The organism is Streptomyces sp. NPDC044003, assembly GCF_056435185.1.
This window is the reverse complement of sequence record NZ_JBWKFA010000006.1, coordinates 474,755-488,729: the sequence shown is the minus strand read 5'-3', so window position 1 is coordinate 488,729 and position 13,975 is coordinate 474,755. Positions and strand designations below refer to the sequence as shown.

Annotated in this window: 13 protein-coding genes and 1 pseudogene; 4 read left to right on the top strand and 10 right to left on the bottom strand. The window is 71.6% G+C overall.

Going from position 1 to position 13,975, the window contains the following annotated elements:
* Window positions 1-162 precede the first annotated feature (162 nt).
* Both AC07AW_RS25725 and dacB read right to left on the bottom strand, forming a co-directional pair.
* On the bottom strand, window positions 163-1,302 hold the full coding sequence (locus tag AC07AW_RS25725) for a zinc-dependent metalloprotease (protein WP_478817794.1): 1,140 nt from the start codon (window positions 1,300-1,302) through the stop codon (window positions 163-165).
* A gap of 59 nt (window positions 1,303-1,361) precedes the next feature.
* Window positions 1,362-2,759: a D-alanyl-D-alanine carboxypeptidase/D-alanyl-D-alanine endopeptidase gene (gene dacB, locus AC07AW_RS25720; RefSeq protein ID WP_478817793.1), complete on the bottom strand. Its 1,398-nt coding sequence runs from the start codon at window positions 2,757-2,759 to the stop codon at window positions 1,362-1,364.
* A gap of 102 nt (window positions 2,760-2,861) precedes the next feature.
* On the opposite strand from dacB, the gene AC07AW_RS25715 reads away from it, so the two are divergent.
* Together AC07AW_RS25715 and AC07AW_RS25710 are read left to right on the top strand one after the other, a co-directional pair.
* The gene (locus AC07AW_RS25715) at window positions 2,862-3,353 is read left to right on the top strand and encodes an inorganic diphosphatase (RefSeq protein ID WP_015034462.1); all 492 of its coding nucleotides are present in this window, start codon (window positions 2,862-2,864) and stop codon (window positions 3,351-3,353) included.
* Between the two features lie 132 nt (window positions 3,354-3,485).
* On the top strand, window positions 3,486-5,138 hold the full coding sequence (locus AC07AW_RS25710; RefSeq protein WP_478817792.1) for a threonine/serine exporter family protein: 1,653 nt from the start codon (window positions 3,486-3,488) through the stop codon (window positions 5,136-5,138).
* A 9-nt stretch (window positions 5,139-5,147) separates the two neighbouring features.
* Here AC07AW_RS25710 and AC07AW_RS25705 read toward each other — a convergent pair whose 3' ends face one another.
* Window positions 5,148-5,849 carry a DedA family protein gene (locus AC07AW_RS25705; protein ID WP_478817791.1) on the bottom strand — a complete coding sequence of 234 codons (702 nt, stop codon included), beginning with the start codon at window positions 5,847-5,849 and terminating at the stop codon, window positions 5,148-5,150.
* Window positions 5,850-6,001: 152 nt separating this feature from the next.
* Between AC07AW_RS25705 and AC07AW_RS25700 the strand changes: the two genes are divergently transcribed.
* Window positions 6,002-6,370 (top strand): YbjQ family protein, encoded by a 369-nt coding sequence (locus AC07AW_RS25700; protein WP_478817790.1) that lies wholly within the window; start codon window positions 6,002-6,004, stop codon window positions 6,368-6,370.
* Window positions 6,371-6,387: 17 nt separating this feature from the next.
* Here AC07AW_RS25700 and AC07AW_RS25695 read toward each other — a convergent pair whose 3' ends face one another.
* On the bottom strand, window positions 6,388-7,149 hold the full coding sequence (locus AC07AW_RS25695) for a MerR family transcriptional regulator (RefSeq protein ID WP_478817789.1): 762 nt from the start codon (window positions 7,147-7,149) through the stop codon (window positions 6,388-6,390).
* Window positions 7,150-7,286: 137 nt separating this feature from the next.
* Between AC07AW_RS25695 and AC07AW_RS25690 the strand changes: the two genes are divergently transcribed.
* Window positions 7,287-8,573: an ion channel protein gene (locus AC07AW_RS25690; RefSeq protein WP_478817788.1), complete on the top strand. Its 1,287-nt coding sequence runs from the start codon at window positions 7,287-7,289 to the stop codon at window positions 8,571-8,573.
* Between the two features lie 24 nt (window positions 8,574-8,597).
* Here AC07AW_RS25690 and AC07AW_RS25685 read toward each other — a convergent pair whose 3' ends face one another.
* The 6 genes and pseudogenes from AC07AW_RS25685 to AC07AW_RS25660 all read right to left on the bottom strand — a co-directional run bounded on the left by AC07AW_RS25685 (window position 8,598) and on the right by AC07AW_RS25660 (window position 13,721).
* Window positions 8,598-9,659 (bottom strand): beta propeller repeat protein, encoded by a 1,062-nt coding sequence (locus AC07AW_RS25685; RefSeq protein ID WP_478817787.1) that lies wholly within the window; start codon window positions 9,657-9,659, stop codon window positions 8,598-8,600.
* A gap of 250 nt (window positions 9,660-9,909) precedes the next feature.
* Window positions 9,910-10,043, bottom strand: a pseudogene (locus AC07AW_RS25680) (ABC transporter permease); the annotation flags it as partial.
* Complete coding sequence (locus tag AC07AW_RS25675; protein ID WP_478817786.1) at window positions 10,043-10,657, bottom strand: PadR family transcriptional regulator; 615 nt, start codon at window positions 10,655-10,657, stop codon at window positions 10,043-10,045. The gene AC07AW_RS25675 and the pseudogene AC07AW_RS25680, both read right to left, overlap by 1 nt.
* 23 nt (window positions 10,658-10,680) lie before the next feature.
* Window positions 10,681-11,223: a DinB family protein gene (locus tag AC07AW_RS25670; RefSeq protein ID WP_478817785.1), complete on the bottom strand. Its 543-nt coding sequence runs from the start codon at window positions 11,221-11,223 to the stop codon at window positions 10,681-10,683.
* 105 nt (window positions 11,224-11,328) lie between these two features.
* Entirely contained in the window at window positions 11,329-12,786 is a 1,458-nt protein-coding gene (locus AC07AW_RS25665; RefSeq protein ID WP_478817784.1) for an aldehyde dehydrogenase family protein, read from the bottom strand.
* 62 nt (window positions 12,787-12,848) lie between these two features.
* Entirely contained in the window at window positions 12,849-13,721 is an 873-nt protein-coding gene (locus tag AC07AW_RS25660; protein WP_478817783.1) for a helix-turn-helix domain-containing protein, read from the bottom strand.
* Window positions 13,722-13,975 lie beyond the last annotated feature (254 nt).

Below are 13,975 nucleotides of genomic sequence, written 5' to 3'. Positions count from 1 at the left end.
TAACGGTCGGAAAGGGGGGTTCGGTCACTCAGAGTGCGTCGATGGTGACAGAAACCCGGCCGTTACCCGAGCATTGCACGCCTCACCCCATGCCCAGGGTCCCTCGGATGGGTGATTGGTGGGGCGTTTCGACGTGTTCCTGTGTCGTGTGCCGCTCCTGTCTCAGGAGTCTGCCTTACGGTGCACCCTCGCGATCCAGTCGGTGGGGGCGGCGATCTCGGTCTTGGTGGGGAGCGTGTTGGGCGAGGTCCAGACGCGGTTGAAGCCGTCCATGCCGACCTGGTCGACGACGGCGCGGACGAAGCGCTCTCCGTCGCGGTACTGGCGGAGCTTGGCGTCGAGGCCGAGGAGCCTGCGCAGGGCGAGGTCGAGGCGGGAGGCGCCGCGGGCGCGGCGGGCCTGGAACTTCTCGCGGATCTCGGCGACGGAGGGGACGACCTGGGGGCCGACGCCGTCCATGACGTAGTCGGCGTGGCCTTCGAGGAGCGACATGACGGCGGTGAGACGGCCGAGGATCTCGCGCTGTTCGGGGGTCTGGACGAGTTCGACGAGGGAGGGGGCGGGTTCGCCCTCCTCGCCTTCGGGGCGGCCGCCGGCGAGGGTCTGGGCGGCTTCGCGGAGGCGTTCGACGACGGTGCCGGGGTCGACGTCGGTGGCGGCGAGGAACGACTGGATTTCGCCCTGGAGGTGGTCGCGGAGCCAGGGGACGGCGGTGAACTGGGTGCGGTGGGTCTCCTCGTGGAGGCAGACCCAGAGCCGGAAGTCGTGCGGGGAGACGTCGAGTTCGCGTTCGACGTGGACGATGTTGGGGGCGACGAGGAGGAGGCGTCCGCCGCCGTTCGCCCCGGTGGGGAGGTCGCGGCTTGCGGGGGCGAAGGTCTCGTACTGGCCGAGGATGCGGGAGGCGAGGAAGGACAGCAGCATCCCGAGTTCGACGCCGGTGACCTTGCCGCCGACGCTGCCGAGGACGGCGCTTCCGGCGTTGCCGGAGCGGCGTTCCTGCATCTTGCCGAGGAGCGGGGTGAGGAGTTCGCGGAAGCCGGCGACGTTGGCCTTGATCCAGCCGGCCCGGTCGACGACGAGGACGGGCGTGTCGCGTGGTTCGGTGCCCTCGGGGATCATCCGGGTGTAGGCGCGGACGTGTTCCTCGGACGCCTTGGCGTGCCTGCGGAGTTCGGCGACGACCTCACGGGCCTCGTCGCGGCTGACTTCGGGTCCGGGCCGCACGAGGCGGGTCGCGGTCGCGACCGCGAGGTTCCAGTCGACCATCCCGGATGTGCCTGCGCCACCGATGCTCGTCATGCGTCAACCGTACGGGCTCGACGCCTGTTCGGTGAGGGTTCGAAGGGGCGCGCGTGGGGTCACTTCAGGCCGGCGAGGGCGGCGGAGAGCCGGTCGAGGGCGGGCTGTGCCTCGTACGGGGAGAGGGTGCGGCCGGCGAGGAACGCGAAGGCGAGGAGACGCCCGTCGGGGGTGACGACGGTCCCGGCGAGCGTGTTGACGCCCGTGAGGGTGCCGGTCTTGGCGCGGACGAGTCCGGCGCCGGCGGGGGCGGCTCCGAAGCGGCCGGTGAGGGTCCCGGTGAAGCCGCCGACGGGCAGTCCGGTGAGGACGGGGCGCAGGGCGGGGCGGGCGGGGTCGGCCGCCCGGGTGAGGAGTCCGGTGAGGAGGGCGGCGGAGACGCGGTCGCGGCGGTCGAGTCCGCTGCCGTCGGCGAAGCGGGCGCCGGCGACGGGGGCGCCGAGCCGGGCGAGCTCGTCGCGTACGGCCTTCTCGGCGCCCTGGAAGCTCGCGGGCTGCCGGCGGGCGAGGGCGGTCTGCCGGGCGAGTGCCTCGGCGAGGTCGTTGTCGCTGTTCGTGAGGGTGCGCTCGACGAGGTCGGCGAGGGGGGCGGAGTCCGTACGGGCGAGGGGGGCGGCCTTGGGGGTGCGGCCGGGCGCGGGGTCGCCGGTGATCCTGACGCCGGCCTCGGTGAGGAGGTCCGCGAAGGCGGCGGCGGTGTCGCCGGCCGGGTCGGCGGTGCGGGGGGCGGGGCCGCTGCGGCTGTCGTCGAGGCGTCCTTCGCGGGTCATGAGGGCGACGACGGGCGCGAGGTTCTCGTTGGGGCCGATGGGGTGGAGGGCGGGGCCCCGGTAGAGACTCGTGTCGTAGGCGAGGCGTACGGAGGTGTGGCCGCGGGCCTTGAGGGCGCGGGCGGTGTCGGCGGCGAGGGCCTTGAGGCGGGCCGGGTCGAGGGTGGGGTCGCCGCCGCCGGTGAGGGTGACGCTGCTGCCGTCGGGGGCTGCGGTGACGGTGGTGGGGATGCGGTGGTCGGGGCCGAGGGCGGAGAGCGCGGCGGCGGCGGTGGCGATCTTGACGGTGGAGGCGGGCGTCATGGGGGTGCCCGCGGCCTCGCCGTAGAGCTGTTTCCCGGTGGTGGTGTCGACGACGGAGGCGGTACGGAGCGGGCCGAGGCCGGGGTCGGCGAGGAGCGGGACGAGGAGGGCGGCGAGGTCGGCGGCGCGACCCTGGGGGGCCGGGGCGTGCAGGGCGGTGAGGACGCTCGGGGCGCTGGGGGCGGGCGCGGGGCGGCGGGGCGCGGCGGGGGCCGGGGGCGGGGCGTGATGCGTGCCACCCGTCGCGGGGGCGGCGGCGCGGGCCCGCTCGGCCGTACGCTGGCCTCCGTCCCATGGTCCGGCCGCGGTGACCGCCGCGGCGGCCAGGACGAGACCGAGGGCGGCGGAGCCCGCCGTGAACTGCCACGTCCTCGGCTCCGGCATTGCTGACCAGCCCCTTTCGCGATCACACACGTGCGTGAGGGACACTTAATCACCGCGCGTCGTCGCGAGCATTCACTTGTGTTGATTCAGGAGGAGCCACCCGTGGAGTTCGACGTTCTCATCGAGATCCCGAAGGGATCGCGGAACAAGTACGAGGTCGACCACGAGACCGGTCGCATCCGCCTGGACCGTCGCCTCTTCACGTCGACGGCCTACCCGACCGACTACGGCTACGTCGAGAACACCCTCGGCGAGGACGGCGACCCGCTGGACGCGCTCGTGATTCTCGACGAGCCGACCTTCCCGGGCTGCCTGATCAAGTGCCGCGCCATCGGCATGTTCCGCATGACGGACGAGGCCGGCGGCGACGACAAGCTGCTGTGCGTGCCGGCGACGGACCCGCGCATGGAGCACCTGCGCGACATCCACCACGTGGCCGAGTTCGACCGCCTGGAGATCCAGCACTTCTTCGAGGTCTACAAGGACCTGGAGCCGGGCAAGTCCGTCGAGGGCGCCGACTGGGTCGGCCGCGCCGAGGCCGAGGCCGAGATCGAGAAGTCGTACGCGCGCGCCAAGGAGCAGGGCGGTCACTGAGCCCCTGCCCCTCCGATCGCGTGAGGGCTTGATCGACTGAAGGCGGTGCACCTCTTGGGGTGCACCGCCTTTCGCGCATCCGTCACACCTTCATACTGGAATCCACGATTCCCTGGGGATGAGGCGGAGAGAGTGGTGGCGGAGCCGGAGGACGGTGCTCCTGAGGACCGGAAGCCGCAGTCGGACGAGGCGCGGAGCGCGTTCGTGGCGCCGGCCGGGGTGGAGCAGCCCGCGCCGCCCGAGGAGGAGCATCCGACCTCGGAGTTCGCTCTTCCCCCGGGGACGACGACGGAGCCGCCGGCGGAGCAGGAGGGTTCTGCGTTCGCGACGCCCGCGACGTACTCGGCCAAGACCTCGCCGCCCGCGTTCACCCCGGCGTACGGGGTGCCGCTGGTGCGGCTCCCGCAGGACGCTCCGTGGCAGGACCGGATGCGGACGATGCTGCGGCTGCCGGTGGGTGAGCGGCCGGTGCCGGAGGCGCCGCGCAAGGAGGACGAGTCCGGGCCCTCGGTGCCGCGTGTGCTCGACCTGACCCTCCGGATCGGTGAGCTGCTGCTCGCGGGCGGGGAGGGCGCGGAGGACGTCGAGGCGGCGATGTTCGCGATCTGCCGCTCGTACGGTCTGGACCGGGTCGAGCCGACGGTGACGTTCACCCTGTTGTCCGTCACCTATCAGCCTTCGCTGGTGGACGACCCGATCACGGCGAACCGGACGGTACGGCGCCGGGGTACGGACTACACGCGGCTCGCGGCCGTGTACCAGCTGCTTTCGGACATCAACGCGCAGGCGCACGAGGTGACGCCCGAGGAGGCGTACCGGCGGCTCGCGGAGATCCGGCGGAACCGGCACCCGTACCCGGGCTGGGTTCTGACGGCGGCGGCGGGTGTCCTGGCCGGTGCGGCCTCGGTGCTGCTCGGCGGCGGTCCGACGGTCTTCTTCGTGGCGGCGCTCGGCGCGGTCCTCGGCGACCGGCTCGCGTGGCTGTTCGCGGGGCGCGGGATGCCGGAGTTCTACCAGTTCCTGGTGGCGGCGATGCCGCCGGCGGCGATGGGCGTGCTCCTGACGATGCTGCACGCGGACCTGCGTCCGTCGGCGGTGATCACCGGTGGCCTGTTCGCGCTGATTCCGGGGCGGGCGCTGGTCGCGGCCGTGCAGGACGGTCTGACCGGTTTCTACATCACGGCCTCGGCGCGGCTCCTGGAGGTCGCGTACTTCTTCGTCGCGATCGTGGTGGGCGTGCTGTCGGTGCTGTACATCGCGGTGCAGTTCGACGCGCAGCTGAACCCGGAGGGGGCGCTGCGGGCGGTGGAGCGGCCGGTGACGCAGATCCTGGCGTCGATGGTGCTGTGCGCGACCTTCGCGATCCTGCTGCAGCAGTCGCGGGGGACGGTGCTGTTCGCGACGCTGAACGGCGGGGTGGCGTGGGTGGTCTACGCGTCGATCTCGGTGACCGCCGGGGGTTCGGCGGTGATGGCGACGGCGGTGGCGGCCGGTCTGGTGGGCCTCTTCGGGCAGCTGATCGCCCGCTATCACCACACCTCGTCGCTGCCGTACGTGACGGCGGCGATCGGGCCGCTGCTGCCCGGTTCCGCGACGTACTTCGGGGTGCTCGCGATCGCCCAGAACAACCTGGACCAGGGCTTCGCCTCGCTCGCGAAGGCGGCGGCGCTCGCCCTGGCGATCGCGATCGGCGTGAACCTGGGAAGCGAGCTGGCCCGCCTCTTCATGCAGGCCCCGGGCGCGGCGGCGGCGCGGCGCGCGGCGAAGCGCACCCGGGGTTTCTAGCTCCGGGTCCTACCGCTTGGCGTGGCGGCCGCGGGAGGACTGCGGGTTCACGGTGCCGGGGGCGTCGTGGTCGCTCTGCGCCGGGTTCTTCTTCGACTGGGAACGCGCCCGGAGGAGCTCGATCACGACCGGGATCACGGAGATCAGGACGATCCCGACGAGGATCATCTCGATGTGCTTGTGGACGAACTCGACCTTGCCGAGGGAGGCGCCGAGCAGGGTCACGCCCGCGCCCCAGAGCACGCCGCCGATGACGTTGAACGTGATGAACGAGCGGTAGTTCATCCTGCTGACGCCCGCGATGATCGGCGTGAACGTCCGGATGATCGGGACGAAGCGGGCCAGGATCAGCGACTTCGGGCCGTGCTTCTCGAAGAACTCGTGCGCCTTCTCGACGTTCTCCTGCTTGAAGAGCTTGGAGTCGGGGCGCTTGAAGAGGGACGGGCCGACCTTGCGGCCGAAGAGGTAGCCGACCTGGTCGCCGATGATGGCGGCGGCGGCCACCAGGGTGCACACCAGCCACAGCGGCGTGTCCAGCTTGTTCGTGGTCACGAGCAGGCCGGTGGTGAAGAGCAGCGAGTCGCCGGGCAGGAAGAACCCGATGAGGAGGCCGGACTCGGCGAAGACGATGGCCAGGACACCGATCAGACCAAAGGTCTGGATCAGATAGTCCGGGTCCAGCCAGCTCGGTCCGAGGGCAAGCGTGTTCACGGGGTTCCGGGCTCCTGCGGTCGGTGGGGGCTTGGGGGACGGCTGGCCCCAAGCTATCAACGCGGTCCAGAGGCGCCCGGTTCCACCCGGCTCCCACGGGATGCGGACCCGGCCCGCCGGCCCGAGGCTTGGGGGTCAGGAGGTGCATGCCGATGGGCATCGACGAGTACGGGGGCGGCCAGGGGCCGCACCCCGAGGTGCTGGTCGTGACGACGAACGACGTGCCGGGCTACGAGGTCCGGCAGGTGATCGGTGAGGTCTTCGGGCTCACCGTCCGCTCCCGCCATCTGGGCAGCCAGATCGGCGCCGGCCTGAAGTCGATGATCGGCGGCGAGCTGAAGGGCCTGACGAAGACCCTCGTGGAGACCCGCAACCAGGCGATGGAACGCCTGGTGGAGCAGGCCAAGGCGCGCGGCGCGAACGCCGTGCTCATGTTCCGCTTCGATGTGACGGAAGCGGCGGACGTGGGCACGGAGGTGTGCGCCTACGGCACGGCGGTGGTGATCGGACCGCGCGCCTGAGGCCGCGCGCCTGGGGCTCAGGCCGCCCGGCGTGCGGCGTTCGCCCGGACCGCCTCCCGCAGGTGCTCGGGGAGGCCCGGGTGGATCGACTCGTAGAACGCGTGGAAGTTCTCGTCGGCGACGTACATCTCGGCGAGCTCCACATGGGTCCTGGGGTGGCAGTCGAAGAACCAGGTGGTGAGGTGGCGGCGGTGGGCCTCGGCGAGGTCCATGGCCGCCTCGGACCCGGGGTCCGCGCCCGCGGCCATCAGGGCGGCGTAGGCCGCGCCCCAGGCGTCCACCTCGTCCTTCATCCGCTGCCACTCCTCCTTGCCGTACCCGGCGGCGCGCGCCTGGGCCTGCTCGTGGGAGTGGGAGCCGCCCCAGCGTCGGGCGGTCTCCTCCGCGAACCGTTCGGGGTCCTTGTCCCCGAAGACCTCGAACTTCTCCTCGGGGGTGAGGTTGATTCCCATCTTCTTCGCCTCCATGGCGTGCTCGACGGCCGCCGCCATCCTCCGGAGCTCGCCGATCCGCGCGGTCAGCAGCGTGTGCTGCCGCCGCAGGTGCTCCTGCGGATCGGCGTGCGGGTCGTCGAGGAGGACGGCGACCTCTTCGAGGGGGAAGCCGAGCTCCCGGTAGAACAGGATCTGCTGGAGCCGGTCGAGGTCCGCGTCGTCGTAGCGGCGGTGCCCCGCCGTACTGCGGCCGCCCGGCGAGAGCAGCCCGATCGCGTCGTAGTGGTGCAGGGTGCGCACCGTGACCCCGGCGAAGCCGGCCACCTGTCCCACGGAGTAGCCCATCGGCCGTCCGCCCTTTCTCTGTCGGTACGCCGTTCAGCCTGGGTCCTGACGCGACGTGAGGTGCAAGTGCCGACCCGGGCGTTGCCGTTCGCGCTTTTCGGGGTGTTGTGTTCCTTTTGCTCACATATGGTGGGTCGGTGGCCACCGATCATGCTCCGCCTCCCGCCGCTCCCCCGGAGGCGTCCGCCCGGCTCCTGCTCCCGCAGATCCTGCCCGCGATCGTCGTCGGCGTGGGGGCGAGCCTGCTCTTCCTCGGGATCAGCGCCCTCGCGGAGGAGTTCCAGCATGTGCTCTGGAACAACCTGCCGGACGCGCTCGGCATCGGGAACTACTCCTCCCTCTGGATGATCGTCATGCTCACGGCGACAGGCATCGCCGTGGGTCTCGTCGTGTGGAAGTTCCCCGGACACGCCGGGCCCGACCCGGCCTCCGAAGGGCTCGGCGGACCACCGCACACCCCCGGGATGGTGCCGGGGCTGCTGCTCGCGAGCACCCTCGCACTGGCGGGCGGCGTCAGCCTCGGCCCCGAGAACCCGATCATCGCGTCCAGCATCGCCCTCACCTACTGGCTCGGCCGCAAGGTGGCGCCCTCCGCGCCGGGCGCGGCCTGGATCGCGCTCGCCTCGGCCGCCACCATCGGAGCCCTCTTCGGCACACCGGTGGCGGCCGCCCTCGTGCTCTCCGAGGCCCTCACCGGCCAGCCCGGCCGCGGCTCCCTCTGGGACCGGCTCTTCGCCCCGCTCGTCGCCGCCGGCACCGGCGCGCTGACCACCCAGCTGATCTCCGACCCCAGCTTCGACATCGGGCTTCCGCCGCTGACCGACCCCGGCTTCGACGACATCCTCGCCGCGCTGGTGATCGCCTCCCTCGCGGCCGTTCTCGGCCTCGTCGCCTGCTACCTCTTCCCCTACGTCCACAACGTCTTCCGGCGGCTGCGGCACCCCATGGTGATGCTGCCCCTCGGCGGCCTCACCCTCGGCCTCCTGGGCGCCCTCGGCGGGCATCTGACGCTCTTCAAGGGCCTGGCCGAGACCAAGGAGCTCGCCAGTTCGATCGGCAGCTGGTCCTCGGGCGAGCTGATGAAGATGGCCGTCGTCAAACTCGTCGCCCTCCTCGTCGCCTCCGCCTGCGGCTTCCGCGGAGGCCGGATCTTCCCCGCCGTCTTCATCGGCGCCGCCTTCGGTCTGTCCGCCCAGGCCCTCGTCCCCGAGATCCACCCGGCCGTCGCCGTCTCCGCCGCCGTCCTCGGCGTCCTGCTCGCCACCACCCGGCAGGGCTGGATCAGCCTCTTCACCGGTGCCGTCCTCGCCTCCTCCTCCCCCTCGATGCTCGCCATCCTCTGCCTCGCCTCCCTCCCGGCCTGGCTGATCGTCACCGGCCGCCCCCAGCTCGAACTCGACCACGAGGGCCACTCCCTGCACTGACCCCGCCCGGCCGCGCCCGCTCGCTCAGGGCTCCTCGTCCCCGCAGGCGAGCCGGAACTCCGACCACCTCACCCCGTCCGCCGTCAGCGCGTACCGGCAGCGGGACCCCTCGCTCAGCAGGCCCAGCGGGGTGCGGCGGACGAAACGGGTGCCGTCCTTCAGATCCGCGAAGGAACGACCGCCGTCCACGCTCCCGTACCCCGACAGCTCCCCGGGGATCTCCACCCGGCCGCCGGGCCCCGGCACCGGCAGCCCCATCAGACTGCGGGGCTCCCCGACCGGCCCCGTGGTCCACACCCGGCGCCAGCTCCGGCCCCCGTCCACCGAACGGTGCAGCGCCCGCATCCCGTTCTTCACGGGATCACCGCCCGTCAGCTCCCCCATCTCCGCCGCGTACACCGCGTCCTGACCCACCGCCACCGCCGTGTACCGCCCGGGCCCCTTCGCCACGCTCGGCAGCCGGGCCACCGTCCAGCCACGGCCCCCGTCCCGGGAGACGGCGACCGCCGGCCCACCGGACAGCGGGTCCGTGCCCGAGACCCACCAGGACCCGTCGGGCTCCGACTGCTCCGCCGGCCGGGGATGCGCCCCGAGCAGCGGCCCCCGGACGAGGACCCGGCGCCGCCCGTCCTGCGGCGAGACCACCACGAGCCGCTCCCGCTCGCACACGTCGGGCAGGGCCCCCGCCGGGGCGGCGCAGTCGGTGGTGAGCACCGCCCCCGCGGGTATCTCCGGGACCCTGCCGACCGTGCGCCGGTCGCCCGCGCGCCAACTCCGGCCGCCGTCCCGGGTGAACCAGGTCCGCCCGCCCGGCCCGGCCGCGCCCTCCTCCACCAGTGCCCGGCCCGGTCCGAGCACCAGCAGATTCGCCGAGACGCCCTCGTCCGCCGGTATCTCGGGCAGCGGGGAGCGCCGCAGCACCCACTCCTCCGCCCCGGCGTCCCGCACCGCCACGTGCTGCCGGCAGAAGCCGCTCCCCGGCGCCGCCGGCTCGCTCACGCACGCGGCGAGCAGCGCGAACCCGCTGCCGTCCCGCGCGAACCCCAGACCGTGCACCCCGCCGGGCAGCCCCGGCCCGGACGGCATCCGGGGCGGCGCCCCGAACACACCCGAGGACCCCCGGCCTTCCGGGACGGCCGCCCGGGAAGGCCCCGGCGCCCCCGACGACCCCGTCCCCGTACACCCGCTCAGTACCGCCCACACCAGCGCCACGACGGCGCCGGCCGCTCCCGCGAGCCTGCGCATCGCTCGATCCCCCTTGCCCCTCGGGCGGTCCGCGGTGAACCGCTGCTATCGATACACCGCTCGCCACCCCCGGGTTCCCACCTCCGCGCCACTACTTGCCGAGCCGCCCGAACTTCCGTACCGCCAGCGGGAAGAACACCCCGGCAGCACCAGCGGCCACACCTCCGCCGCCGCGAGGTGCCCCGGCTCGCCGCCCGGGTCGCCGCGGAGCTCACGCACCGCCGTCACGTCGCGTACGGGTTCTCCTGGCCCTCCGCCAGCACCCCCACGAACGGGTCGCCCTCACCCGCGAACACGTACGCCCCGCCCTCGATCCGCTCGATCAGGCCGAGCGTCCACTCCTTGCCCGCGTCCGCCGAGTGGACCCACATGTGCATGATCTCGCCGATGTGCCCGAGCTGCTCCGGGCCGCCCTCCGGCGTGTAGTACTCCGTGACCGACGCCCGCCACTCGTCGAGCGCCGACACCCTCCGGCGCAGCAGCTCCGCGGCCTCCTCGCGGGGCAGGTCCACCATGAAGCCGATCGCCGCCGACAGGACGTCCGTCTTCTGGTCGTACGTGGTCAGCGCCTCGCGCAGCAGCGCGAAGTACTCCTCCGTACCGCGCTCCGTCAGCTCGTACTCCACCCGCGGCGGCCCGCCCACCGTGCTCGGCGCGACCTCGTGCGCGTGCAGCATTCCCTGCTTCGCCATCTGCTTCAGCGCGTGGTAGATCGAGCCGGGCTTCGCGTGGGACCACTCGTGGGCGCCCCAGTACTCCAGGTCGTTGCGCACCTGGTAGCCGTGGGCGCGGCCGTGCTGCTTGACCGCGCCCAGGACGAGGAGTCGGATCGCTGACATGCCTCGATGTTAGTCAACCTTGACTAGGCGGCGCCGTTCTCCAGCGCGATCAGGTCGAAGGATCCCTTGCCGTCCAGCGACTCGCGGATCACGTCCGCGTGGCCGGCGTGGCGGCCCATCTCCTGGACCAGGTGCAGCAGCATCCAGCGCACCGACACCCGCCCGTCCTTCGGGAACCAGGGCGCCTCGGGCAGCGGGAAGGTGTCGTCCAGGCTCGGCACGGAGCGGATGAACTCCTCGGTCTGCTTCGCCACGTCCGCCCAGAACTCGATGACGTCGGGGATCGTCTCGTCGTCCACGAGCCGGAAGGCCTCGCCCCAGGTCTCCTCGGTGCGCTGCCGCTCGTTCGGCCGCTGCTGAGCCAGCCGCAGCCAGTTGAGCTCGACCTCGGCGACATGCTTGACGAGCCCGGAGAGGCTGAGCTCGCTGGCACTGGGGCGGCTCGCCGCCTGCTCCTCGGTCAGGCCGAGGAGCGAGCGGCGGAGCGCGGCGCGCTGGGCGTCGACGAAGTTGAGGAACGCGCCGCGCTCGTCGCCGGGGGTCTCCGAGGGAACAAGGGCAACCATGATCTCCGCCTTACTTAGCTGTGGCTTTCTTCGACACAGATCACGCTACGGACCCTTGCGGACAACTTCTGTCCTCAAGGGTCCGCGGACGGGAAGGGAGGGCGATCAGAACGGGAACCGGCTCCGGCCGTGCTGGATCGAGATCCACTTCTGGGTGGTGAAGGACTCCACCATCGCCTCGCCGTTGAGCCGCCCCACGCCCGAGTGCTTCTCGCCGCCGAAGGGCACGATCGGCTCGTCGTGCACGGTGCCGTCGTTGATGTGGATCATGCCGGTGTGGATGCGCTTGGCGACCCGTACACCCCGCTCGACGTCCCCGGTGTGGACGGCGCCGCTGAGCCCGTACGGGGTGTCGTTGGCGATCCGTACGGCCTCCTCCTCGCCGTCGAAGGGGACGATCAGCGCGACCGGGCCGAAGATCTCCTGGCTCAGGACCGGGGCGTCGGCGGAGATGCCGGTGAGGACGGACGGGGAGACGAGGTTGCCCTCGACCGTGCCGTGCAGCAGCGCCGTCGCGCCGGCCGCCACCGTCTGGTCGACGACCGCCGAGACGGCCTCCGCCTGCTGGGAGTTGATGAGGGGACCGATGTGGGTGGCGGGGTCGGCGGGGTCGCCGACGCGCAGGGTCTTCACCTTCGCCACGAACTTCTCGGTGAACTCCTCCTCCAGGGTGCGGTCCACCAGGATGCGGTTGGCGGCCATGCAGACCTGGCCCTGGTGCACGAAGCGGCTGAAGACGGCCGCGTCCACCGCGTAGTCGACGTCGGCGTCGTCGAGGACGATCAGGGCGCTGTTGCCGCCGAGTTCGAGGACGGCGTGCTTGAAGTTCTGCGCGCAGACCGTGGCGACGTGACGGCCGACCTTGTCGGAGCCGGTGAAGGAGATGACCTTCGGGACCGGGTGGGTCAGGAGCGCATCGCCGATCTCGGCGATGTCGGTGACGACGACGTTCAGCAGGCCGGCCGGCAGACCGGCCTCCTCCAGGACCTTCGCGACCAGCGTGCCGCCGCAGATCGGGGTGTTCTGGTGCGGCTTGAGGACGACGGCGTTGCCGAGCGCGAGCGCGGGCGCCACCGACTTGATCGAGAGGAGGAAGGGGAAGTTGAAGGGGGAGATGACGCCGACGACGCCGACCGGCACGCGGTAGACGCGGTTCTCCTTGCCGTCGACCGGGGAGGGCAGGATGCGGCCCTCGGGGCGCAGCGCCAGCTGGATCGCCTCGCGCAGGAACTCCTTGGCGAGGTGCAGTTCGAAGGCCGCCTTGAGACGGGTGCCGCCGAGCTCGGCGACGATCGTCTCGGCGATCTCCTCCTCGCGGTCCTCGATGATCCGCAGCGCGCGCTCGAAGACGAGCCGGCGCGTGTACGGGTTGGTCTCGGCCCAGGCGGTCTGGGCGCGCTCGGCGGCGCGGTAGGCGCGGTCGACCTCATCGGCGGTGGCGACGGTGATCGACGCCAGCTTCTCCCCGGTGTACGGGTTGAAGTCGATGATGTCCCACGAACCGCTGCCGGGCTTCCACTCGCCGTCGATGTACTGGTGGGCCAGGTCGGTGAAGTGCGACATGGTTGAGACCCCTCTACCCGCTACCTGCAGTGCGACTGATGTGGCGTCATCGTACTGATGTATCAGGAGAGTTGAAGGAGACCTCGGAGAAGGTCCCGGCTTTCGGCCGGATCCGGACCGTCCTTCTGCAACTTCTCCATCACCCGCTGGTACTGGGCGACTTCCTCGCGCTTGTCGAGGTAGAGGGCGCTGGTGAGCTGTTCGAGGTAGACGATGTCGGAGAGGTCGGACTCGGGGAAGCTCAGCATCGTGAAGGCGCCGCTCTCGCCGGCGTGGCCGCCGAAGCTGAAGGGCATGACCTGGAGCGTGACGCCCGGGTGTTCGGAGATCTCGATGAGATGCCTCAACTGCCCCTGCATGACCGACCGGTCGCCGTAGGGGCGGCGCAGCGCGGCCTCGTCGAGGACGGCGTGGAACTGCGGGGCGCGCTCGGAGACGAGGATCTTCTGGCGCTCCAGACGGAGGGCGACGCGGCGGTCGATCTCGGCGCTCGGGGCGTCGGGCATGCCCCGGGTGACGACGGCCTGGGCGTACGCCTCGGTCTGCAACAGGCCGTGGACGAACTGGACTTCGTAGACGCGGATGAGGGAGGCGGCGCCTTCCAGGCCGATGTACGTCTGGAACCAGCCGGGCAGGACGTCGCCGAAGCTGTGCCACCAGCCGGCGACATTGGCCTCACGGGCGAGTCCGAGGAGCGCGCCGCGCTCGGTCTCGTCCCCGACCCCGTAGAGGGTGAGCAGATCCTCGACGTCCCTGGCCTTGAAGCTCACCCGTCCCAACTCCATACGGCTGATCTTGGATTCGGACGCACGGATCGAATATCCGGCAGCCTCACGGGTGATCCCACGCGACTCGCGCAGCCGCCTCAGCTGGGAGCCCAGCAGGATGCGCCGCACCACGCTCCCGCTCGCTCCGCTCGATTCGCCTGCGGTCACGGCTCTTCGCCTCCCCTTTACGGTGTCGAGCCCCCGTCGAGCCCCGGATTCTGCCATCAAACGCTTCAGCGCGTACACATTCGATTACGGAAAGGCGGCGAGTTCCGGGCATCGACGCGCACATCACGGGCACAGTGCGTGCGGATCCGGGGAAGTTCCCCTCATCGTGTGGACGACTTATGCACAGATTCGGCACGTGGGCGGACAGGTCCGGCGCGTGCACGTGCATCTGCCCTTGCATCCAGTGGACGCAT

Excerpts from the sequence above, each read along its gene's own strand:
- AC07AW_RS25700 (WP_478817790.1), top strand. The coding sequence starts at position 6,002 with ATGGGCATCGACGAGTACGGGGGCGGCCAGGGGCCGCACCCCGAGGTG.
- AC07AW_RS25725 (WP_478817794.1), bottom strand. The coding sequence starts at position 1,302 with ATGACGAGCATCGGTGGCGCAGGCACATCCGGGATGGTCGACTGGAAC.
- AC07AW_RS25695 (WP_478817789.1), bottom strand. The coding sequence starts at position 7,149 with ATGGGCTACTCCGTGGGACAGGTGGCCGGCTTCGCCGGGGTCACGGTG.
- AC07AW_RS25675 (WP_478817786.1), bottom strand. The coding sequence starts at position 10,657 with ATGTCAGCGATCCGACTCCTCGTCCTGGGCGCGGTCAAGCAGCACGGC.
- AC07AW_RS25670 (WP_478817785.1), bottom strand. The coding sequence starts at position 11,223 with ATGGTTGCCCTTGTTCCCTCGGAGACCCCCGGCGACGAGCGCGGCGCG.
- AC07AW_RS25685 (WP_478817787.1), bottom strand. The coding sequence starts at position 9,659 with ATGCCGTCCGGGCCGGGGCTGCCCGGCGGGGTGCACGGTCTGGGGTTC.
- AC07AW_RS25665 (WP_478817784.1), bottom strand. The coding sequence starts at position 12,786 with ATGTCGCACTTCACCGACCTGGCCCACCAGTACATCGACGGCGAGTGG.
- dacB (WP_478817793.1), bottom strand. The coding sequence starts at position 2,759 with ATGCCGGAGCCGAGGACGTGGCAGTTCACGGCGGGCTCCGCCGCCCTC.